The following is a 19,128-nucleotide window of genomic DNA, read 5'->3' on the forward strand; positions in this document are numbered from 1 at the left end:
ACTCCGGGGCCAGTTGGCCCCGGACCCCGTAACCGGGAGCGCGTGGCCGTCATGGGTGCAGGGGCCATGTCCCTGCGCTTGCCTTTTACCCTTTCACCGGCATGGGCACCGGGCCGTCGTGTCCCGGCATGGCGGGCATTTCGGGCCTTTCCAGCCCGCTGATCAGGCTGTCGATACGCACCGGCTGGCCGGTTTCGAAACAGCGATTGGCGGCGGCACCGATCAGGATCGAGGCAGCCCCCCCGCGTTCGTCCGCCGCGCGCATCAGCGGATCGGCCGGAGCCGCCGGATTGAACAGATCGTTCAGCATCACCGCATCGCCGCCGCCGTGACTGCCCGCGCCGGTGCGTAGCGGAATGATCTGCGCCGCCTGACGCAGCGGGATGAGGCGGATGACGCCGCGCTCGGTTTCGCTTTGCGGCGCGCCTGACCCGGCGGTGGTCGCCTGTTCGTTCAGCGAATGCTCCAGCCGCCCTTTGGTGCCGTTGAAGGCGATATTATAGCCTTCCCAGGCATTGAAGGCATTGAGGCTATAGTTCAGGGTCGCGCCACCGCCATAGCTGACCGTGACATTCATCGTGTCCTCGATATTGATGTCGGGGCGCCAGACGCAGCGGTCGCGGAAATATCCGTCGTATTTTTCATTGTCGAGATAGAGCGCCTTTAGTCCGGCATCGGCAGCCAGATCCAGATGGAAGCTGCACGCCGCCTTTTCCGGACAGGTCAGGCAGCGCTCGTGCGGTCCGGACAGTCCCATCCGGCGGGCCATCTGCGGGGTATAGAAGTCGCGCTTGCCGACCGCCGTGACCGAGACCGGCATATCGGACAACCACCAGTTGACAAGGTCGAAATGGTGCGTCGCCTTATGCACCATCAGCCCGCCGGATATGGCCTTGTTGGAATGCCAGCGGCGGAAATAGTCGGCGCCGTGCGAGGTGTTGAGCAGCCACTGAAAATCGACCGACAGGATGTCGCCGATCGCGCCACTCATCAGCAACTCCTTGATCTGGCTGCGGAAGGGCGCATAGCGATAGTTGAAGGTGACGCGGATATGGCGGCCGGTGCGCTTGACGGCATCGAGGATTTTCTGGGCCTTGGCAGCGTCCGTCGTCATCGGCTTTTCCGTCACGACATCCAGCCCGGCCTCCAGCGCCTTGAGGATATAGTCGACATGATAGGCGTCCGGCGTGGTGACGATGACCGCATCGGGTTTGGTTTCGCGCACCATCTTATCGAAATCGTTGGCCAGATAGACGCCGGGGACGGGCGCGCCCGCGCTTTTGGCCCGCGCGGCGACGTAGGCCAGACGACCCGGATTGGTGTCGCATACGGCGACCAGCTGATTGTGATCCTTGTGCGCGCCCCAGATGGCCGTCTGGAACATGCGGGCGCGGCTGCCGCAGCCGACAATGGCGTAGCGTTTGCGTGTATCGGCGGCGTGGGCGTTTGATGTTGTGGCGGCGAGCAGACCGGCGGCGGCACCGGACAGCACGGCCCGGCGACCCGGACCTTTGGCGGGGTGATGTGTCATAGGGTTTCCTCGGTATATATTATGGTTGGCTATTACATACCGCCGAATTCCCCGTCTGACCACAGGCTCTTCTTAACCGGCCTTAACGCTTTCTTCACCACGCAGCGGGTAAATTTTGCCTAGCTGTGACTATGCGTCATCGGCGCGTAAAGGTTGCGGGAGAGCGTTCTTGGCTGAGGCGGCAGCGGCAAATTCGGGCATGGCCCCCTTCAAGCTGTCCGAAATCGCGGGCTGGCTGAAGCGCGGCGAAGTCGTCATGGCCGTCGGCGTCATGATGATCATCGTCTTTCTGATCATCCCCATCCCGTCGATGCTGCTCGACGTGCTGCTGTCGCTGTCGATCGTGACCTCGGTCCTGATCCTGATGACCTCGATCCTGATCCAGAAGCCGCTGGAATTTTCATCTTTTCCGACCGTTCTGCTGATCACCACCCTGTTCCGGCTGGCGCTGAACGTCGCTTCGACGCGCCTGATCCTCGGTCACGGTCACGAAGGCCACGCCGCTGCCGGTGCGACGATTCAGGCCTTCGGCAACCTGATCATGCAGGGCAATTTCATCATCGGGCTGATCATTTTTGCGATCTTCATCCTGATCAACTTCGTGGTCATCACCAAGGGGTCTGGCCGTATCGCCGAAGTGGCGGCACGCTTCACCCTCGATTCCATGCCTGGCAAGCAGATGGCCATCGACGCCGACCTGTCGGCGGGCATCATCGACATGGAAGAGGCCAAGCGTAAACGTAAGGAAGTCGAGCAGGAGTCGAGCTTCTTCGGCGCCATGGACGGTGCCTCGAAGTTCGTGCGCGGCGACGCGGTCGCGGGCCTGATCATCACCGCCATCAATATCATCGGCGGCATCCTGATCGGTATCCTGAACCACCAGATGCCGGCGGGCGAAGCGGCCTCGACCTATATCCAGTTGACCGTCGGCGACGGCCTCGTGACGCAGATCCCGGCCCTGATCATCTCGATGGGCGCGGGCTTTCTGGTGTCCAAGGCGGGCGTCGACGGTTCCGCCGACAAGGCGCTGGTGGCGCAGCTGGCGACCAACCCCGTCGTGCTCGGCATGGTTTCGGCCTCGGCGGGCGTGCTGGGTCTGGTGCCGGGGATGCCGATCCTGCCGTTCGCGGTCATCGCCATCGGGGCAGGGTTCCTCGCCTTCCGGCTGGGGCGAAAGCCGAAACCACCGACCCCCGCCGAGGTGGCCGCCGCCAATGCTGCGGCTACCGCCGCAGCCGCCCCGCCCGAAGAAGAAACCATGGCCGCGACGCTCGCCATCGACGACGTTAAGGTCGAGCTGGGGCTCGGCCTTCTCGGTCTGATCAACGACAACGAAGGCCGCAAGCTGACCGACCAGATCAAGGCCCTGCGCCGAACTCTGGCGCAGGAATACGGCTTCGTCATGCCGTTCGTGCGTCTGATGGACAATATGCGTCTGGCCCATCAGGGCTATACGATCCGCCTCAAGGAAATGGAAGCCGGGGCGGGCGAAGTGCGTCTGGGCCATTTGATGGCGATGGACCCGTCGGGTCGTCAGGTCGAACTGCCCGGCGAGCATATGAAGGAACCGGCCTTCGGGATTCCGGCGACCTGGATCGACAACGCCCTGCGCGAAGAAGCGACCTTCATGGGCTATACGATCGTCGATCCGGCGACGGTCATCACTACGCACCTGACCGAACTGCTCAAGGACAATATGTCCGAACTGCTGTCCTATTCCGAGGTCGCCAAGCTGCTGAAAGACGCCCCGGAAGGCCAGAAGAAGCTGATCGACGACCTGATCCCGTCGGTGGTGACGGTGGCGACGCTACAGCGCGTCTTGCAGGCTTTGCTGAAAGAGCGCGTCTCGATCCGCGACCTGCCCGCCATCCTCGAAGGCCTCGGTGAAATTGCCCCGCACACCAAGTCGGTGACGCACATGGTCGAGCACGTGCGCGGGCGTCTGGGGCGCCAACTGTGCTGGCAGAACCGTTCCGAAGACGGGGCCCTGCCGATCGTCACCCTGTCGAACGACTGGGAAAACGCCTTTGCCGGGTCGCTGGTCGGCGCGGGCGAAGAGCGGCAACTGTCGATGGCCCCGTCTCAGCTTCAGGACTTCATCCGCGCGGTGCGCGACACCTTCGAGCGCGTCTCGATGAACGGTGAGGTCGCGGTGCTTTTGACCAGTCCCGGCATCCGGCCCTATGTGCGCTCGATCGTCGAGCGCTTCCGCGGCAATACGACGGTGATGAGCCAGAACGAAATCCACGCCAAGGTGCGTTTGCGGACCGTGGGGCAGGTGTAAGGCGAACACATATGCAACCGGACAGAGCCTTTCCCTTCTTTGGTACGGCGTCGATATTCTTCGCCGTCATCAACGATTTTGTGCCGCTGAAGTGTGTACTGTTTGTTGTTGGCGTGATCCTGCTAGGTATTTTTCTGCTTCGGCTGTGTCCGCGTTGCAGGCTTAATGTAAATGTGAGTGGAGATGTGCCGAGTTGGAAGCCGATATCGTCCACCTGCATTCGCTGCGGTCGGAACCGTAAAGGCGTTTGGCCGCTGCAATTTGTGTTTAAACCTGAACCCTGGGACGGCGTTCGAAAAGATAAGCCGTCTGAATAGGGGATAAAACGCCCCTTATCTCCTTAACGATTCTCGGGTATCACTTGACAAAAGAGGCCGTTTTCCGGCTTTAGGACCAAAACGCATCGGCGTTTCAAAGGAACCAACATGGGCGGCCTCATCAAGACAGCGTTCGGCAGCAGCAAGCCTAAGGACATCTTTCAGGGTATCCTGACCTTCGACCGCCTGCTGACCAAGCCGGTCATTCACCTGATCTACTGGGCCGGACTGGCGCTTCTGGTGCTGGGTCTGTTCGCCGTCGTCGGCGGCACGATCGGCATCGCCTTCAAGGAAGAAATGCCGTGGGGCCTGTTCCTGGCCCTGCCGTTCCTGATCGGCGGGCTGGTGTTTTTGCTGGCGGCGCTGCTGCTGTGGCGTTCGTTCTGCGAGCTTTATGTGGCGCTGTTCCGTATTGCGGAAGACCTGCGTTTCCTGCGCACCGCCGCCGAACAGGGGCAAGGCGCGCTCGCGCCAGCCCCGGTCGCGAATCCGACGTTTCAGGCACCTGTGCCCGACACGACTGGCACGCATCTGTCGGCGGACGACGCCAAGGTCGGCGACGCGCTGGACAACCCGTTCTTTCCGGGCCGTCGGATTGTAGATTGATAACCTCCGATGTAGCCGATTAAACGCCCTCCTCCCTGCTTTGCGGGGAGGTGGCAGCGAGCGAAGCGAAGCTGACGGAGGGGTATTTCGGACGTCTCAGCGCACTTTCTCGTCGGAGGTATGCCCTCCCGTCATTCTCGCAAGCTCGAATGCCACGGCACGGGCCGCCCCGCCTCCCGCAAGCAGGAGGGAGAGAGCTTAACGCAGCGCCTTCACAAACGCTTGCCCCAGCGGCTTGAGCGCGCCGGTGTCATCGAACAGCAGAGGCTCGTCGGCCAGCAAGCCCTTCTGGTCGCGGTTATACCACGAATCCTTGTCGCGCAGGCCCCAGATGGTGATGCCGAACTGCTGTGCCACGGGCAGAGACAACCACGCCTCGGCCAGTTCCTCGATCTGACGCATTTGCTGCGCGCGATAACTCCTGAAATCGAGCGCGTTTTTGGCCGCTTCTTTCAGGCTGACATCGACTTCCGACACGTGGATTTTCAACCCCGTCGCCGCCAGATCGCGCAGGGTCGCCTTCAACGCGCCGGGCTCTAAAGCCGCGGAAATATGGGTCTGCGTTCCCAGCACGTGCAGCGGTACGCCGCGCTTTTGCATATCGTCGACCAGCTTCAGAAACTGTTTCCGTTTGGCCGGGGTGTGTTCCAGATTATAGTCGTTCAGCGCCAGCGGACAGGCCGGATCGGCCTCATGCGCGGCCTGATAGGCGATGTCGATATAGTAGTCGCCCAGCACGTCGCGCCACAGGCAATCGCGCAGACCCGACCCGTCGTCGAGGATCGGCTCATTGACGACGTCCCAGCCGTCGAACTGACCTTTATAGCGCCCGACCACGGCGTGCACATAGGCGCGATAGGCGGCTTCGAAACGCGTCTTGTCGTCGCGCAAATTCTGGAAATAGGCCCCGTCCTGCGCGTACCACACCAGCGCGTGACCGAAGAGACCCTGACGGTTCAGTTTCGCCTGACGCAGCAGGCGGTCGGGGGCCTCAAACCGGTGGGAGCCGTCGGGCTGAAGGATATATTCCATCTTCATTTCCCATTCCGGCGTCAGGCGGTCGAAATGGGTGGCGGTGAGGGCCTGCCACTGAGGATCGGCAAACTCCGCCGTCATGGCGGCAACGCCCAGCGGTGCGGTCAGGAAGGATTTGAGAGGAGCGGCATCCGTCGTGGCCGCTTCGCCGGTACAGGCCGATAAGATCGCCGCCGACAATCCGGTAAGGGCGGTCCTGCGGTCGATCATGACTTACCCGGCTTTTTTGAAGCGCAGGGCGGCTTCGTCCATGGCGGCGTTTTCGCGCTTGAGGTCGGCGGCGACGCGCGACAGGCGGGTGACTTCGGCGACGTGCTCGAACTTCTTCAGTTCCTCGAACGCGCTGGTCAGTTCGTCACGGATACCGGCCTCTTCGTGGGCGACCAGTTCCAGATCGGAGACCGCCTGCTGACGACGCAGGGTCCAGCCCATCTTATAGGCCGGCATGTGCTGGGTGATCAGGATGTCTTCGGAGGCGCGGGCGATTTCAAGCTGAAGCTCGGCATCGAGCGTGGCGATCTTCATTTCCATGTGCGTGCGGCGGACACCAACTTCGGCGAGGCGCTTTTGCAGGGTCTCGACCTCGAAGGTCGAAATACGGATCAGAGACTTTACCCACTTGGCCATGACGCTTCTCACACATTAATCAGAAGCTAAAATCTGAGCCAAAAGAGTAAAGGAGTCGTCAAGACTGGTCGCCTCATCAGGGGATTGCGTTAAAAATTCCTCGATGTGCGGATTGAGGTCGATGGCGCGGTCGACCAGCGGATCGGCACCCGTGCGATAAGCCCCGATGCGGATCAGTTCTTCCATGTTCGAATAGGCCGACATGACCGCGCGGGCGTTTTTGACGACGCCGCGTTCGGGGATGGTCTGACACCCCGGCATGGTCCGGCTGATGCTTTTCAGCACGTCGATGGCGGGGAAACGCCCGCGTTCGGCGATGCTTCGGCTCATCACGATGTGACCATCCAGAATACCGCGCACGGCGTCGGCGATAGGCTCGTTATGGTCGTCGCCGTCCACCAGAACCGTGAACAGGCCGGTAATCGGTCCCGTCTGCGTGCCGTCTTCGCGCATCGGTCCGGGACCGGCGCGCTCCAGCAGTTTCGGCAGTTCGGCGAAGCAGGTGGGCGTATAGCCCTTGGTCGTCGGCGGCTCGCCGGTGGCCAGACCGATCTCGCGTTGGGCCATGGCGAAACGCGTCACCGAGTCCATCAGGCACAGGACTTCCAGCCCCTGATCGCGCAGATATTCCGACAGGGCCAGCGTCATATAGGCGGCCTGACGGCGTTTCAGGGCGGGTTCGTCCGATGTCGCGACGACGACGATGGCGCGCGCGATCCCAGCCTCGCCAAGGGTTTCTTCGACGAATTCGCGTACTTCGCGACCGCGTTCGCCGATCAGACCGACCACGACCGCATCGCAGGCCGCTTCGCGCGCCAGCATCGACAGCAGCACCGATTTGCCGACGCCCGAACCGGCAAACACGCCGAGGCGCTGCCCGCGGCAGCAGGTGGTAAAGACGTTCATCGCCCGCACGCCGAGGTCGAGCCGTTCACCGACGCGGGCGCGCGAATGGGCGGGCGGCGGCGCGGCCTTGAGCGGGTAGCCGATCCCGCCCTTGGGTAGCGGCCCCAGACCGTCGATAGGATCGCCGAACGAGTCGATGATCCGCCCCAGCCACGCCGTGGTCGGATAGACCTTGGCCCCTTCGTTCGAGATACGGATTTCGGCCCCCGGTGCCACGCCTTCGACGGGACCGAACGGCATCATCAATGCACGGTCTTCGCGGAAGCCGACGACTTCGACGGGCAGGGGCGTCTGATGGCGGCGGATGATCTCGCAGCGCGAGCCGACCTCCATGAACGACATGCCGCCCTTGGCTTCGATGAGGAGGCCGTTGACGACGGCCACGCGGCCAAAGACCTGCATGGGCTCGATATCGGCGGCGGTTTTGAGAAGGTCCTGCATGGCTGCCATTATGGTGAATGACGGCTTAAGAAAGGTTAACGGCGGGTCGATATTGGCATCTTGCCTTTTACCGGCTTCCTTTTAAGTTGTGTCGTCAAAAAGGGGGTAATCGATATGGGTATGGTTCTGGTCTTGAAACGGGCGTCCGATGAGGATCAGGCGCGACTTCACGCCTGCCCGAAGGCGATTCATCGATTTGTCAGCGACGACGAGGACGATGGAGATGCCGATCTGGGCGACGCGGGCGGTTGGCTGGCGCGTCTGTTGCAGCCGTTCAAAAAGCCGGAACCCAAGGCCAGCGATGTCGTTTTCGATTCCTACGCCTTTGACGATGAGTTCGATGCCGATAAGGCGTGGCACGGGCTCTATTTCCTTTTGACCGGCACGGCATATGAAGGCGCGGCTCCTCCACGTTACCTGTTGAACGCGCCTCCCATAGGCAAGGAAGACGTCGGCTATGGTCCGGCCATGTCTATCAGCGCAAATCAAACCGCGGAATTAAGCCGGCATCTGAACGGATTGGATCGTGGGGCTGTTTTGGCGCGGTTCGATGCGAAGCGCATGACTGAACTCGATATCTACCCGGATATCTGGGAGGAGAGCGAGATCGAGTTGAAAGACTATCTGGGCGGTGGCTTTGACGGGCTGAAAGCCTATTGCCAGAAATGCGCTGATCATGGTCTCGGCATGTTGAGCTATATTATATGATGAGTTGGCGAAATCTGGCCGCGTTATGCATCGGATTGATCGTCGGCCTGTGGCTGTTTCTCTATATTTTCGCAGGCGGTATACTGCTGCATAGAGGATTGGGGCGGTCAGGCTGGCCGGAAATGGCGCGCTACGATTTTCGCATCGCCGAACCCATGCGGCTGGCGCTGGCGCATCCCAAGGCTCCGGTCACACCGGGTGAACTGGTCTGGCGGCAGGTTGCGCCGGGTTATGAGGTCGCCGAACTGCCGGTGCTGATGAACGGCGAGGAGGTCGATCGTCTCCTGCTCAACCGTATCGATCCGAAGCTATATATTTTCTCGGTCCAAACCCAACCGCATAAACGCTGGACGATCAGCGACTGGGAGCGCGAATTACCGACGGCGGCGTTGATTGTGAATGGCAGCTATTTTGGTCACGACCGTTTGCCGGATACACCGACGATCAGCAATGGCATGGTCATGGGACCGAAAAGCTATGACGCGAAGGCCGGGGCCTTTCGGGCAGACGCGAACGGTGCGGCGATTATCGATTTGAGCGCTGGGCCGGGCGGTATGCCCGATTTCACTGGTGCCGATACCGCCTTTGCCTCCTATCCGCTGCTGATCGGCGATGATGGCGCAACCCATATCAAACGCCCGAGCGAATGGCTGGCTAACCGTAGCTTCGTCGCCGAGGATCACGAGGGACGGATCATTGTCGGCAGCACTCAAACCGCCTTCTTTTCCTTGACGCGACTGGCGGATTTTCTGGTGGCCGCGCCGCTAGGTTTGAAACGCGCTCTGAACCTCGACGGAGGGCCTGTGGCCTGTCAGAGCGTTCGAGTCGGTGACTACCGCCGTCATCATGTCGCGCGCTGGGAAGCACAGGTAACTGGCCCGAAAATCAATCTGCTCAACTGGGCGGTGGGCGAAGCCGATATGCCGGTGGTGCTGGTCGCCACGCCGAAGGCTAAGTAATGCGCGCCTACTATACCGCCGACCGGGCGAAGTTTTTCAGCGACAGTGACGACCATATTCTAGGTGAACTGACACGCGGGCATAGTTTTGCGTTGGAAATGACCCAGCGCGACGCGTGGCGGCAGCAGGTGACGATCCTGCGGCAGGCGCTCGACGACCAATTGACCTTTACCCTCTATCTGGAGTTCGCCATTCCGCGCATGGGCAAGCGCGCCGACGCGGTCGTGCTGATCGGCGACGGCGTTTTCGTCGTTGAATTCAAGGTCGGTAGTGAGGTCTTCGACCGTGCGGCCGTCGAGCAGGTCGAGGACTATGCCCTCGATCTGAAGAATTTCCATGCGGGCAGTCATGATCTGGCCATTGTGCCGATACTGGTGCCGACCAAGGCCAAGGCGTCGGGTATCATCCAGTTCGAACTACCCGGCAATCACGTCGCCAAGCCTCTATGCGTTTGTGCCAACGATCTCGGCTATGTGCTGAAAATGTTCAGCGCCGGGCATGACTCGCGGTTCGATGCGGACCGATGGGCCGCCAGCGGTTACCGCCCCACACCGACGATCATCGAAGCGGCGCGGGCGCTGTATGATCGGCATGATGTGAAAGACATTGCGCGATCCGACGCCGGGGCGCTCAATCTTAGCCGCACACAGGACGTCGTCTCCGGCGTTATCGAGACCTCGAAATCAAATCACCAGAAGTCGATCTGCTTTATTACCGGCGTGCCCGGCGCGGGTAAGACTCTGGCGGGCCTGAACATCGCCACGCAGCGCAGCGACGTCGACCGGTCGAGCCACGCGACGTTTCTATCGGGTAATGGCCCCTTGGTCGCCGTTCTCAGCGAGGCTTTGATCCGCGATCAGGCCGCGCGCACCAAGGCGCCAAAAACCGCCGTGGCGCGCAATGTCCACGCCTTTATCCAGAACATCCATCACTTCCGCGATCATTATCTCAGATCGGAAGAAGCGCCGTCGGACCATATCGTCATCTTCGACGAAGCCCAGCGCGCCTGGACCCGCGCCAAGGCCGCCAGCTTCATGCAGCAAAAGCGCGCGGTGGCCGATTTCGACATGTCGGAACCGGAGTTTCTGCTTAGCGTCATGGACCGTCACGACGACTGGTGCACGGTGGTTTGTCTGATCGGCGGCGGACAAGAGATCAATACCGGCGAGGCCGGGCTATCCGAGTGGATGGCGGCGATCCGCGATCACTTTCCGCACTGGCGCGTCCATGCCTCGGCGCAGATCGCACAGCCCGATTACGACCTGAACCACGAGGCGCGGGCGTTCATAAAGCAGGATCAGGTGACCCTGCACGACGACCTGCACCTTAGCGTGTCGATGCGCTCATTCCGCGCGGAAACCGTGTCGGATTTCATCTCGCATATGTTGAACGGTGAGGCCGCAGCGGCGCGAGCGGCGCATGAGAAGCTGACCCAGTATCCGATTTACCTGACGCGTAATCTCGATGCCGCGCGGGCTTGGCTGCGTGAGACGGCGCGCGGCAGCGAGCGCTACGGGCTGGTCGCGTCATCGGGCGCCTATCGGTTGCGACCGGAAGGTCTGCATATCAAGGCGGGGATCGAGCCGTCCAACTGGTTCCTCAATGACCGTAGTGATGTGCGCTCGTCCTGGTATCTGGAGGACGTGGCGACCGAATTCGACGTGCAGGGGCTGGAATTGGATTGGGCCGCGGTGTGCTGGGATGCCGACTTCCGCTATGTTGATGGCGCGTGGCGGTCCCACAGTTTCAAAGGCACAAAGTGGCAGTCGATCAATGACCGATTCCGCAAGCTGTATCTGAAAAATGCTTATCGCGTCATCCTGACCCGCGCCCGGCAAGGCATGGTGATCTTCGTACCCGAAGGCGATGACCGCGACCCCACGCGCCCCCGGGCCTTTTACGACGAAACCTACACCTTTTTGCAGGCCTGCGGATTGTCAGAGATCGGCGGATCGGATTAGGTGCGCTCCGATCAGGGAGACGCATCATGATTTCGGTCAAGGATTTCGGCGCGACGGGGAATGGCGCCACGCTCGATACGGCGGCGATCAATGCCGCCATCGAAGCCGCGCACCATCGCGGCGGCGGCGAGGTCGTTCTGCCGGAAGGCCGCTATCTCAGCTTTTCTATTCGGCTTCTGTCTGGCGTGACATTGCAGTTGAACAAGGGCGCGGTGCTGATCGCCGCCGATCCGGCGCAGCACCCCGGCGAATACGATCCCGCCGAAGACAATCCGTTCGATCTCTATCAGGACTTCGGCCATTCGCACTGGCACAACAGCCTGATCTGGGCCGAGAACGCTGAGAATATCGCCATCACGGGCGAAGGGCTGATTGACGGCGAAGGCCTGACGCGCGAAGGGCCGGGCTCGCAGTGGAAAAAGCAGGCGGGTGAGTTTCCCCTGTCCATGCGCGGCCTGTCGGCGGAGGTCATGGCTGAGCTGGCACCGGAGGTTTCGGCGATGAAGGGGCTAGGCAACAAGTCGATTGCGTTCAAAAACTGCCGCCATGTGACGCTGAAAGACTTCACCATAAAGAACGGCGGGCATTTTGCCCTGCTGGCCACCGGCGTCGACGACATGACGATCGAGGGCCTGACCGTCGACACCAATCGCGACGGGCTCGACATCGACGCTTGCCGCCGCGTGACGATCAGCCATTGCCGCGTCAATACGCCGAACGACGACGCCATCGTGCTGAAATCGAGCTACGCTTTGGGCGAGGCGCGGGCCTGCGAAGATATCAAGGTCGAAGGCTGCACCGTGTCGGGCTACGATCTCGGCACCCTGCTCGACGGCACCTTCGGGCGCACGCAGGAACGCTCGCCGGATCAGGACCGCGTCACCGGCCGCATCAAGATCGGCACCGAGTCCAATGGCGGTTTTACGCGCATCCGCGTCCGCGATTGCCGGTTCGAGCGCTCGCGCGGGCTGGCGCTGGAAATGGTTGATGGCGGCTGGATCGAGGACGTGCTGTGCGAGAACCTGATCCTGACCGAGATTACCACCGCGCCGATCTTCCTGCGCGTGGGGGCGCGGCTGCGCGGGCCGGAAGGCACCGTGGTTGGCGGCATTCGCAACGTCACCATCCGCAATGTGACGGCCACCGATATCCTGCCGGACTACTGCGCCCTGATCATGGGCCTGCCGGACAGCCCGATCGAGGATGTGACGCTTGAAAATATCTCGCTGACCTATCGCGGCGGCAAAACGGTTGCCGATGTCGCGCCGTTTATCGACGATCTGCCGACCGCCTATCCGGAGCCGTCCATGTTCGGGATCACCCCGGCGCGCGGCCTGTGGGCACGACACGTCAAAGGCCTCAAACTTGATAATATTCAGGTCGTCAGCAGCCCTTCGGATGACCGTCCGGAAACCGTTTTGTGCGCCGTAGATACTATTTAAGAACGCTGGCTTACGAATTTTTTTAATTTATTTGTCGCGAATAAGGCAAATTCGTAAGGCGCGATTTTGGCGTCGCTGCCCGTTTAAGTTTAAGATTTTCTTAAGCTTTCTGACATGTCCGCTTTTGATCATGATTAGACAAAAATCGGTAAAAAGCCTTTAAATACAATTTGTCATTGGATTTTTACGCGGCTGAACCCAGACTGTGTCTCTCGCCGGAAGCGCGACGGATGCCTTCAATAGTGGGCGAAATGAGACTCAATCTTAAAAAAGGGTTAAAAAAAGTTCGGGAAAAGACTCATGTCTTGACTCGCGACTCTTGTCAGCGATTCGCAAATCAGCGTACCCCTTTTTGAGAAATGGTTAGGCTTAACGAATCTTAAGGGATTTCCGGTTTAGCTAGTTAAATCTTAACGGACGCACGCCTCCTGCCTGTGTCCATGTGTTTGCCGTAGCCGGGAGGGGCTTTATGCGCGTACTGCTGATTGAAGACGACAGCGCCACTGCTCAAAGCATTGAGCTGATGCTGAAATCCGAAGGGTTCAACGTCTATACGACGGACCTGGGCGAAGAAGGCGTGGATCTGGGTAAGATCTACGACTACGACCTGATCCTGCTCGACCTGTCGCTGCCCGACATGTCCGGTCTGGAAGTGCTGCGCCAGCTGCGCGTCGGCAAGGTCAATACGCCGGTCATGATCCTGTCGGGGTCTTCGGAAATCGAAACCAAGGTCAAGACGCTCGGCGGCGGTGCCGACGACTACATGACCAAGCCGTTCCATAAAGACGAACTGATCGCCCGCATCCATGCGGTCGTGCGCCGCTCCAAGGGCCATGCGCAATCGGTCATCAAGACCGGCGACATCATTGTCAACCTCGACGCCAAGACGGTCGAAGTCGCGGGCAACCGCGTTCACCTGACCGGCAAGGAATATGAGATGCTGGAGCTTCTGTCGCTGCGCAAGGGCACGACGCTCACCAAGGAAATGTTCCTCAACCACCTTTACGGCGGTATGGACGAGCCGGAACTGAAGATCATCGACGTCTTCATCTGCAAGCTGCGCAAGAAGCTGGCCGTCGCCAACGAAGGCAACTCCTATATCGAAACCGTCTGGGGCCGCGGCTACGTCCTGCGCGACCCGCACGAAGCGGCCAACGGCGGTATCGTCGCCGCCTAAGACTTGGCGGATATAAGAACAAAAAAACGCCTGCCGTCCTCTCACGGCAGGCGTTTTTTTTTGTTCTGAATGCAATCGATATTGCCTGATGGTTTTCGATTTTTCTCTATAATTTTCGCTTTATTGCCTGTAGCCTGATCGACATAAAAAACGATATCAGGAGGAACGGCGATGAAGGCAGTTATGCTGGCGGGCGCTTTACTGGCCGCAGGGTCTGCACAGGCACGCGACGCGGACCCGTGGTACACCCAGCGCGAATTCGTGCCGGTCGAGCGTGTCGAAATCCGCCTGCACAATCCGCTCAATACGCCGCGCCTCAACAGCCCGGTCATCATTCCACGCGCCGCGGTGCCACAACTGCATCATACGCACGAGTTATGGATGACGCTGGTCGATCCGTCGAAGCCGGGCATCGGCGTGCCGGACGCCAAGACCCGCGCCAGGGAGGGGCCGCACGGTCGGCTGGAAGAAACCAACGGTCACGCCATCGACTATCAGTTCGATGACCTCGATCAGGATGGCCTGTGGGACGAACTGTTCCTGATGACCGACTTTGCACCGAACGAAACCAAGGTCATCTACGTCTATTTCGGTAAGCAGATGCGTGGCTGGAACCCGCACCGCACCCATGCAGCGACCGGCAGCTATATGCGCCATACGGTGCCGTTCTGGGAGAGCGAGAACATTGGCTGGAAGCTGTGGTTCCCTGATGCCGCCGACGTCTATGGCAAACGCAAGCCGCAACTGATGTCGAACCGGCTCTATGGTGAAAACCTCGACGGCTATGCGGTGTCGCTGATCGATCCGGGGCTGGGCTCGGACATCATGTCGGTCGATGATTCCTTCGGAGGCGGCGGGATTGCCGTGATGGACGATCCCAAGGATGCGAATGCCGTGTCGCGGGCGCGCTTTACGCCGGGCGCCAATTTCGATGGGCGCTTCAATGGCGACCCGACCAAGGATACGCGTTACGCCTATACGGTGCTGGCCAACGGGCCGCTGCGTTCGATGGTGCGGGTGCGCATCCTGAACTGGGACAGCGGCCACGGGCGCTACGCGGCGGATCAGGTCTACACGGCCTATGCCGGCGAAGATTACGCCACGGCCACGGTGCAATTCACTGAATTCGCGCCCAAGGCTTCTGCGCGCTTTGTTGCCGGTATCCGCAAGCACGGCGGCCAGACCTTCTTCCGTCAGTCGGGCGGCATGGTCGTCACGGCGGGACCTGAAGTCATCCGCAATCCAGACGATGTCGAGGCCTTACAACCCGACATGAAGGTCGATTTTGCCGGGGCGGCGCTGGTCGTTAAAGACCGATACAAACCCCGCTACCTGTTCTCCGAGGCGCGGCAGGGCAATCACCTGATGGTCATCGAACCGACGGCGGACCGCCGTTTCGAATATCTGATCGCCGCCGGATGGAGCGAAGGCGCGCAACGCAAGACCGCCGAAGCCTTCGGCGACTATGTGGCGCGCGTGGCCAGGGAATATAACGCCCCGATCGAGGTCAAGGGCGCGGTGCTGGAAAAGAAGTAGGGTTTAATCCGTAACGCACTGGGTCGGCACCATCTTGCCGACGGTCCAGGTGGCGTTGCGGCCCTTGCCGCGGAAGTCGTGACGGCCCGAAGAATACCAGATGCCTGACGCGGCGACCTGCTGCGGCAGGATAAGCTTCGTGCCGTCGCTGAGGGTCACGGTGGCGGCATTTTCGCTGAAATAGATATTGAAGGTCGTGCCGTTGGCACAGGTATAGACGATGCCCGTGCTGGCTTCTGCCGAAGGCGGCGGGGGAGGGGGCGGAGGTGCCATGCCACCGTCATCGGCGGGCAGAGTGGCGCAAGCGCTTAGGGTCAGGGCGGTAGCAGACAACAGTAGAAACGGGGCGTTCAGGCGCATGGTTCCCTCCATAGGTGGGCTGACCTTAGCCGGTTTCCCGCCTTTCGGAAATAAGCTCACGATAAGGTTTACCGTGAATTTTTATCAACACCTCCTTAACCGCGTTTATAAACCGTAACCTAATCGGTGCGTGATAACGTGGTTCTCAAGAGGGCTGCGTACAGACCCTCCGCCGCAGTCAGGCCGCAGGGGACGTGGGGCCGGGGAGAAGTATATATGATCAACGTACTGTTCATGGCCGAACGCAATTCGTCGCGCTCGATTCTGGCCGAAGCCCTGCTCAACCGTCTGGGTGCCGGGCGTTTCGAGGCCTTTTCGGCGGGCGTGACCCCGGCGGTCGCCATCAGCCCCTATGCCATCGCGCTGTTGCACAAGATCAATTACAAGATCGAGATGCTGTCGCCCAAGTCGGTCGAGGACTTCGGCCACGATGCGGCGCCGCCGATCAATATTGTCTTCCGCCTGTCGCATCACCTGCCCAAGGGCAAGATGCCGATTTTTCACGGCGATCCCATGATCATCGACTGGTTCCTGCCGGACCCGGAAGACGTGGCGGGCTCGCCGGCGCAGATCGCCACGGCCTATGCCGACCTGTTCGGCGCCCTGTGCAACCGCATCGAGGTCCTGACCCACATGCCGGTCGAGCACGTCTGTTCGCCGGTCGCGCGTCTGCGTCTGGAGCGCATGGGCGAGGACTATATCCGTTTGGCGTCCTGATACCGCCAATCTGGCGGACAGACGGCTCTTTCTTTTATCGAATTCTTACAAGCGACCGTTAAAAAACAGCCGTTTGCTGTGATTGCAGGTCTTCCGCACACCCTTGTTTCGTGTATGCTTGAGATATGGAACTCGATGACGCCGTAGTTGCTCTGTTCGCCCTGGCCCATCCCGGCCGGCTGGAAGTGTTTCGCACCATCGTGCGGGCCGGACCCGGCGGTATGCCCGCCGGTGACGTGGCGCGGGCCATCAAGGCGCCCGCAAACACGACCTCGACCCACCTCAGCATCCTGACGGGAGCGGGGCTGCTCAAGGCCTATCGTCAGGGGCGCTCGATCATCTACAGCGCCGAATTGACGCATTTGTCGAGCCTGACGGCCTATCTGCTTGAGGATTGTGCACAGGGTCAGCCGGAGGTCTATAGCCAGTTGACGCGGCTGCCATCCGGCAAGAAGTCGGCCTGACGGATATCTGAAAGACATGTCTGACTTCCCGGTGGTGATCTATCACAACCCGCGCTGTTCCACGTCGCGGACGGCCCTGTCTCTGTTGCAGGACAATCGGTATAAACCTGAAATCGTTGAATATCTGACGGCCGGCTGGACGGAACAGACACTTCTGTCTCTGGCGGCAAAGACGGGTGGACTTAAAGGTCTGTTGCGCGCCAAAGAGCCGTTGGCGGTTGAGCTTGGTTTATTGAAACCGCGCGTGCGTGAAGCGACGATTCTCAAGGCGATGATCAAGCATCCGATACTGGTTGAACGCCCGATTATCGACACGCCGAAGGGTGCCGTCGTGGCAAGGCCAATAGAGCGGATCAATGAGGTTTTGGATCGGGCGGTCGTATAAAAATCATACTCCCCCAGTTTACTGGGGGAGGTGGATCGGAGCCGATAGGCGACGAGACGGAGGGGGGCTCGCGTAGATTCCGCGAATATATTTGCGGCCCGACGAGCACGTCAGAACGACAGCGTAGGCCCCCACCACCACATCTCGCCATTTTATGGCTCGTGCGGTCCCCCTCCCCACGGTGTGGGGAGGTATTAAAGATCAGGTTCCGAACCGGCGTTGAGCTGTTGCTGTGGCGGCAGTATTCTTCACATACAACCCACGCATCCCGGTCATCGGCTTGAACGCATCGGTGATGCCCAGCACGGTTTCCGCCGCGCCGAGGAACAGATACCCGTCGTCGGCCAGCAGATTGGCGATCTGCTCCAGCACGCGCTTTTTCGTCTCAAGATCGAAATAGATCAGCACGTTGCGGCAATAGATGACGTCCTGACGGCCGACGCTGTGCAGGTTGTCGAGCAGGTTCAGCTTACGGAAGCGGATGGCCTGACGGATCTTGGGTGACAGACGCCACATCTCGTCGACCTTCTCGAAATACTTGACCATCATCTGGATCGGCAGGCCGCGCTGGACCTCGAACTGTGTATAGAGGCCGGACTGGGCCTTTTCCAGACAGCGCTCCGAAATGTCGGTGCCGAGGATGTCGAGATTGATGCGCGGATACTGATGGCGCATGTCTTCCATCATCATGGCCAGCGAGTAGGGCTCCTGACCGGTCGAGGCGGCGGCGCACCAGATCTTGATATCGCCCGACAGGCGAGTTTTCGCCAGCGCGGGCAGGACGTCGGACTTGAACTGATCGAACGGTGTTTTGTCGCGGAAGAAGAAGGTCTCGTTGGTCGTCATCGCGTCGGTGACGGTATAGATCAGCTTCTCGTCGCGGCGGGTGCGCAAGCTGGTCAGCAAGGCCCCGACATTGGCGAAGCCTTCGCGGCGCGCGACCGGCGCCAGACGGCTCTCGATCAGATAGGTCTTGTCCGAGCCGAGGATCAGCCCCGACCGTTGTTTCAGCATCGCCGCCAGATGTTCGGTGTCTTCGGGGGTCATAGTCTTTCACCTCTGGCGATGGCTTTGCAGGTCTGCGACAACCCGTCTATCGGTTTTATGAATTCCGCGAGACCGGCTTCGGCCACGGCGCCGGGCATCCCCCACACGACGGAGGAGGCCTCGTCCTGCACCATGACGGTGGCGTTGACATCGACCAGGGCGCGCGCGCCGTCACGGCCGTCGTGGCCCATGCCGGTCAGCACGACGCCGACGATGTTCTTGCCGTAAAGCTCGGCACCCGAGCGGAACAGCGGATCGACGGCGGGGCGGCACCAGTTGACCTGAGGCCCCTGATCCAGCTTGATCACCGGCGCGCCGGGCGTACCTTTCAGCGTCATATGGAAGTCGCCGGGGGCGATATAGACGTGGCCGCCGCGCAGGGGCGTACCGTCTTTCGCTTCGACCACGGTCTGCGGCAGGGCCTTATCGAGGTGCTCGGCGAGGATGGCGGTAAAGGTCGCGGGCATGTGCTGCACGATCAGCACCGGGATCTTCCAGTCCGGCCCAAGGCCCATCAGGAAGGCGCGCAAGGCGGGTGGACCGCCGGTCGAGGCACCGACCAGCAGCACGTCGCAGCGACGCGGCCCAGGGGTGCGCACGCGCGTCGGCGCGGCGACGTGACCCA

Annotated in this window: 19 protein-coding genes; 12 read left to right on the forward strand and 7 right to left on the reverse strand. The window is 60.7% G+C overall.

The genetic code is table 11. The features are described 5' to 3' along the window. Positions 1 to 85: 85 nt before the first annotated feature. The gene (locus tag AEYBE204_RS24060; protein ID WP_023460959.1) at positions 86 to 1,531 is read right to left on the reverse strand and encodes a Gfo/Idh/MocA family protein; all 1,446 of its coding nucleotides are present in this window, start codon (positions 1,529 to 1,531) and stop codon (positions 86 to 88) included. 169 nt (positions 1,532 to 1,700) lie between these two features. Between AEYBE204_RS24060 and flhA the strand changes: the two genes are divergently transcribed. The 3 genes from flhA to AEYBE204_RS24070 all read left to right on the forward strand — a co-directional run bounded on the left by flhA (position 1,701) and on the right by AEYBE204_RS24070 (position 4,738). Further along, a complete protein-coding gene (gene flhA, locus AEYBE204_RS24065) occupies positions 1,701 to 3,815 on the forward strand; it encodes a flagellar biosynthesis protein FlhA (protein WP_031229740.1) in 2,115 nt (704 codons plus the stop codon). 11 nt (positions 3,816 to 3,826) lie between these two features. Beyond that, positions 3,827 to 4,132 (forward strand): hypothetical protein, encoded by a 306-nt coding sequence (locus AEYBE204_RS40225; protein WP_155908220.1) that lies wholly within the window; start codon positions 3,827 to 3,829, stop codon positions 4,130 to 4,132. A gap of 108 nt (positions 4,133 to 4,240) precedes the next feature. Further along, positions 4,241 to 4,738, forward strand: coding sequence for a DUF4282 domain-containing protein (locus tag AEYBE204_RS24070; protein WP_023460961.1), 498 nt, complete (start codon positions 4,241 to 4,243; stop codon positions 4,736 to 4,738). 198 nt (positions 4,739 to 4,936) lie between these two features. Here the strand turns inward: AEYBE204_RS24070 and AEYBE204_RS24075 are convergent, their stop codons facing one another. Genes AEYBE204_RS24075 through fliI form a run of 3 tightly spaced genes read right to left on the reverse strand, consistent with a single transcriptional unit; the run spans position 4,937 to position 7,747 of the window. Beyond that, positions 4,937 to 5,983 carry an endo-1,4-beta-xylanase gene (locus tag AEYBE204_RS24075; RefSeq protein WP_023460962.1) on the reverse strand — a complete coding sequence of 349 codons (1,047 nt, stop codon included), beginning with the start codon at positions 5,981 to 5,983 and terminating at the stop codon, positions 4,937 to 4,939. A gap of 3 nt (positions 5,984 to 5,986) precedes the next feature. Further along, positions 5,987 to 6,400: a flagellar export protein FliJ gene (locus tag AEYBE204_RS24080; protein WP_023460963.1), complete on the reverse strand. Its 414-nt coding sequence runs from the start codon at positions 6,398 to 6,400 to the stop codon at positions 5,987 to 5,989. 15 nt (positions 6,401 to 6,415) lie between these two features. Continuing rightward, complete coding sequence (fliI, locus tag AEYBE204_RS24085; protein WP_023460964.1) at positions 6,416 to 7,747, reverse strand: flagellar protein export ATPase FliI; 1,332 nt, start codon at positions 7,745 to 7,747, stop codon at positions 6,416 to 6,418. 114 nt (positions 7,748 to 7,861) lie between these two features. Between fliI and AEYBE204_RS24090 the strand changes: the two genes are divergently transcribed. The 6 genes from AEYBE204_RS24090 (at position 7,862) to AEYBE204_RS24115 (ending at position 15,530) form a co-directional block, all read left to right on the forward strand. Continuing rightward, positions 7,862 to 8,455, forward strand: a complete 594-nt coding sequence (locus AEYBE204_RS24090; RefSeq protein WP_023460965.1) for a YfbM family protein — start codon at positions 7,862 to 7,864, stop codon at positions 8,453 to 8,455. Then, the gene (locus AEYBE204_RS24095) at positions 8,452 to 9,414 is read left to right on the forward strand and encodes a phosphodiester glycosidase family protein (RefSeq protein ID WP_031229744.1); all 963 of its coding nucleotides are present in this window, start codon (positions 8,452 to 8,454) and stop codon (positions 9,412 to 9,414) included. Before AEYBE204_RS24090 ends, AEYBE204_RS24095 begins: the two co-directional genes overlap by 4 nt. Further along, positions 9,414 to 11,375, forward strand: a complete 1,962-nt coding sequence (locus tag AEYBE204_RS24100) for a DUF2075 domain-containing protein (RefSeq protein ID WP_023460967.1) — start codon at positions 9,414 to 9,416, stop codon at positions 11,373 to 11,375. Before AEYBE204_RS24095 ends, AEYBE204_RS24100 begins: the two co-directional genes overlap by 1 nt. A 26-nt stretch (positions 11,376 to 11,401) precedes the next feature. Next, positions 11,402 to 12,817, forward strand: a complete 1,416-nt coding sequence (locus tag AEYBE204_RS24105) for a glycoside hydrolase family 28 protein (protein WP_023460968.1) — start codon at positions 11,402 to 11,404, stop codon at positions 12,815 to 12,817. A gap of 469 nt (positions 12,818 to 13,286) precedes the next feature. Then, positions 13,287 to 13,994 carry a response regulator transcription factor CtrA gene (gene ctrA / locus AEYBE204_RS24110; RefSeq protein WP_023460969.1) on the forward strand — a complete coding sequence of 236 codons (708 nt, stop codon included), beginning with the start codon at positions 13,287 to 13,289 and terminating at the stop codon, positions 13,992 to 13,994. 171 nt (positions 13,995 to 14,165) lie between these two features. Beyond that, positions 14,166 to 15,530 carry a DUF4861 family protein gene (locus AEYBE204_RS24115; protein WP_023460970.1) on the forward strand — a complete coding sequence of 455 codons (1,365 nt, stop codon included), beginning with the start codon at positions 14,166 to 14,168 and terminating at the stop codon, positions 15,528 to 15,530. Between the two features lie 3 nt (positions 15,531 to 15,533). Here the strand turns inward: AEYBE204_RS24115 and AEYBE204_RS24120 are convergent, their stop codons facing one another. Beyond that, the gene (locus AEYBE204_RS24120) at positions 15,534 to 15,890 is read right to left on the reverse strand and encodes an MliC family protein (RefSeq protein WP_023460971.1); all 357 of its coding nucleotides are present in this window, start codon (positions 15,888 to 15,890) and stop codon (positions 15,534 to 15,536) included. Between the two features lie 216 nt (positions 15,891 to 16,106). Here AEYBE204_RS24120 and AEYBE204_RS24125 point away from each other — a divergent pair, with 216 nt between their 5' ends. The 3 genes from AEYBE204_RS24125 to arsC all read left to right on the forward strand — a co-directional run bounded on the left by AEYBE204_RS24125 (position 16,107) and on the right by arsC (position 17,456). Beyond that, complete coding sequence (locus AEYBE204_RS24125) at positions 16,107 to 16,607, forward strand: hypothetical protein (protein WP_023460972.1); 501 nt, start codon at positions 16,107 to 16,109, stop codon at positions 16,605 to 16,607. Between the two features lie 125 nt (positions 16,608 to 16,732). After that, positions 16,733 to 17,071 carry a helix-turn-helix transcriptional regulator gene (locus tag AEYBE204_RS24130; RefSeq protein WP_023460973.1) on the forward strand — a complete coding sequence of 113 codons (339 nt, stop codon included), beginning with the start codon at positions 16,733 to 16,735 and terminating at the stop codon, positions 17,069 to 17,071. 16 nt (positions 17,072 to 17,087) lie between these two features. Continuing rightward, a complete protein-coding gene (gene arsC, locus AEYBE204_RS24135; RefSeq protein WP_023460974.1) occupies positions 17,088 to 17,456 on the forward strand; it encodes an arsenate reductase (glutaredoxin) in 369 nt (122 codons plus the stop codon). 201 nt (positions 17,457 to 17,657) lie between these two features. Here the strand turns inward: arsC and AEYBE204_RS24140 are convergent, their stop codons facing one another. Both AEYBE204_RS24140 and AEYBE204_RS24145 read right to left on the reverse strand, forming a co-directional pair. Next, positions 17,658 to 18,503 (reverse strand): protein-glutamate O-methyltransferase CheR, encoded by an 846-nt coding sequence (locus AEYBE204_RS24140; protein WP_023460975.1) that lies wholly within the window; start codon positions 18,501 to 18,503, stop codon positions 17,658 to 17,660. Further along, positions 18,500 to 19,128: CheB methylesterase domain-containing protein (locus AEYBE204_RS24145; protein WP_023460976.1), on the reverse strand; the 629-nt coding region annotated here is incomplete at its 5' end. The genes AEYBE204_RS24145 and AEYBE204_RS24140, both read right to left, overlap by 4 nt.

The organism is Asticcacaulis sp. YBE204, assembly GCF_000495855.1.
Lineage (GTDB): Bacteria > Pseudomonadota > Alphaproteobacteria > Caulobacterales > Caulobacteraceae > Asticcacaulis.

Bases quoted from the DNA above. Each gene is read 5' to 3' on its own strand.
- AEYBE204_RS24060 (WP_023460959.1), bottom strand. From the start codon at position 1,531: ATGACACATCACCCCGCCAAAGGTCCGGGTCGCCGGGCCGTGCTGTCC.
- AEYBE204_RS40225 (WP_155908220.1), top strand. From the start codon at position 3,827: ATGCAACCGGACAGAGCCTTTCCCTTCTTTGGTACGGCGTCGATATTC.
- AEYBE204_RS24070 (WP_023460961.1), top strand. From the start codon at position 4,241: ATGGGCGGCCTCATCAAGACAGCGTTCGGCAGCAGCAAGCCTAAGGAC.
- AEYBE204_RS24075 (WP_023460962.1), bottom strand. From the start codon at position 5,983: ATGATCGACCGCAGGACCGCCCTTACCGGATTGTCGGCGGCGATCTTA.
- AEYBE204_RS24080 (WP_023460963.1), bottom strand. From the start codon at position 6,400: ATGGCCAAGTGGGTAAAGTCTCTGATCCGTATTTCGACCTTCGAGGTC.
- fliI (WP_023460964.1), bottom strand. From the start codon at position 7,747: ATGCAGGACCTTCTCAAAACCGCCGCCGATATCGAGCCCATGCAGGTC.
- AEYBE204_RS24090 (WP_023460965.1), top strand. From the start codon at position 7,862: ATGGGTATGGTTCTGGTCTTGAAACGGGCGTCCGATGAGGATCAGGCG.
- AEYBE204_RS24095 (WP_031229744.1), top strand. From the start codon at position 8,452: ATGATGAGTTGGCGAAATCTGGCCGCGTTATGCATCGGATTGATCGTC.
- AEYBE204_RS24100 (WP_023460967.1), top strand. From the start codon at position 9,414: ATGCGCGCCTACTATACCGCCGACCGGGCGAAGTTTTTCAGCGACAGT.
- AEYBE204_RS24105 (WP_023460968.1), top strand. From the start codon at position 11,402: ATGATTTCGGTCAAGGATTTCGGCGCGACGGGGAATGGCGCCACGCTC.
- ctrA (WP_023460969.1), top strand. From the start codon at position 13,287: ATGCGCGTACTGCTGATTGAAGACGACAGCGCCACTGCTCAAAGCATT.
- AEYBE204_RS24115 (WP_023460970.1), top strand. From the start codon at position 14,166: ATGAAGGCAGTTATGCTGGCGGGCGCTTTACTGGCCGCAGGGTCTGCA.
- AEYBE204_RS24120 (WP_023460971.1), bottom strand. From the start codon at position 15,890: ATGCGCCTGAACGCCCCGTTTCTACTGTTGTCTGCTACCGCCCTGACC.
- AEYBE204_RS24125 (WP_023460972.1), top strand. From the start codon at position 16,107: ATGATCAACGTACTGTTCATGGCCGAACGCAATTCGTCGCGCTCGATT.
- AEYBE204_RS24130 (WP_023460973.1), top strand. From the start codon at position 16,733: ATGGAACTCGATGACGCCGTAGTTGCTCTGTTCGCCCTGGCCCATCCC.
- arsC (WP_023460974.1), top strand. From the start codon at position 17,088: ATGTCTGACTTCCCGGTGGTGATCTATCACAACCCGCGCTGTTCCACG.
- AEYBE204_RS24140 (WP_023460975.1), bottom strand. From the start codon at position 18,503: ATGACCCCCGAAGACACCGAACATCTGGCGGCGATGCTGAAACAACGG.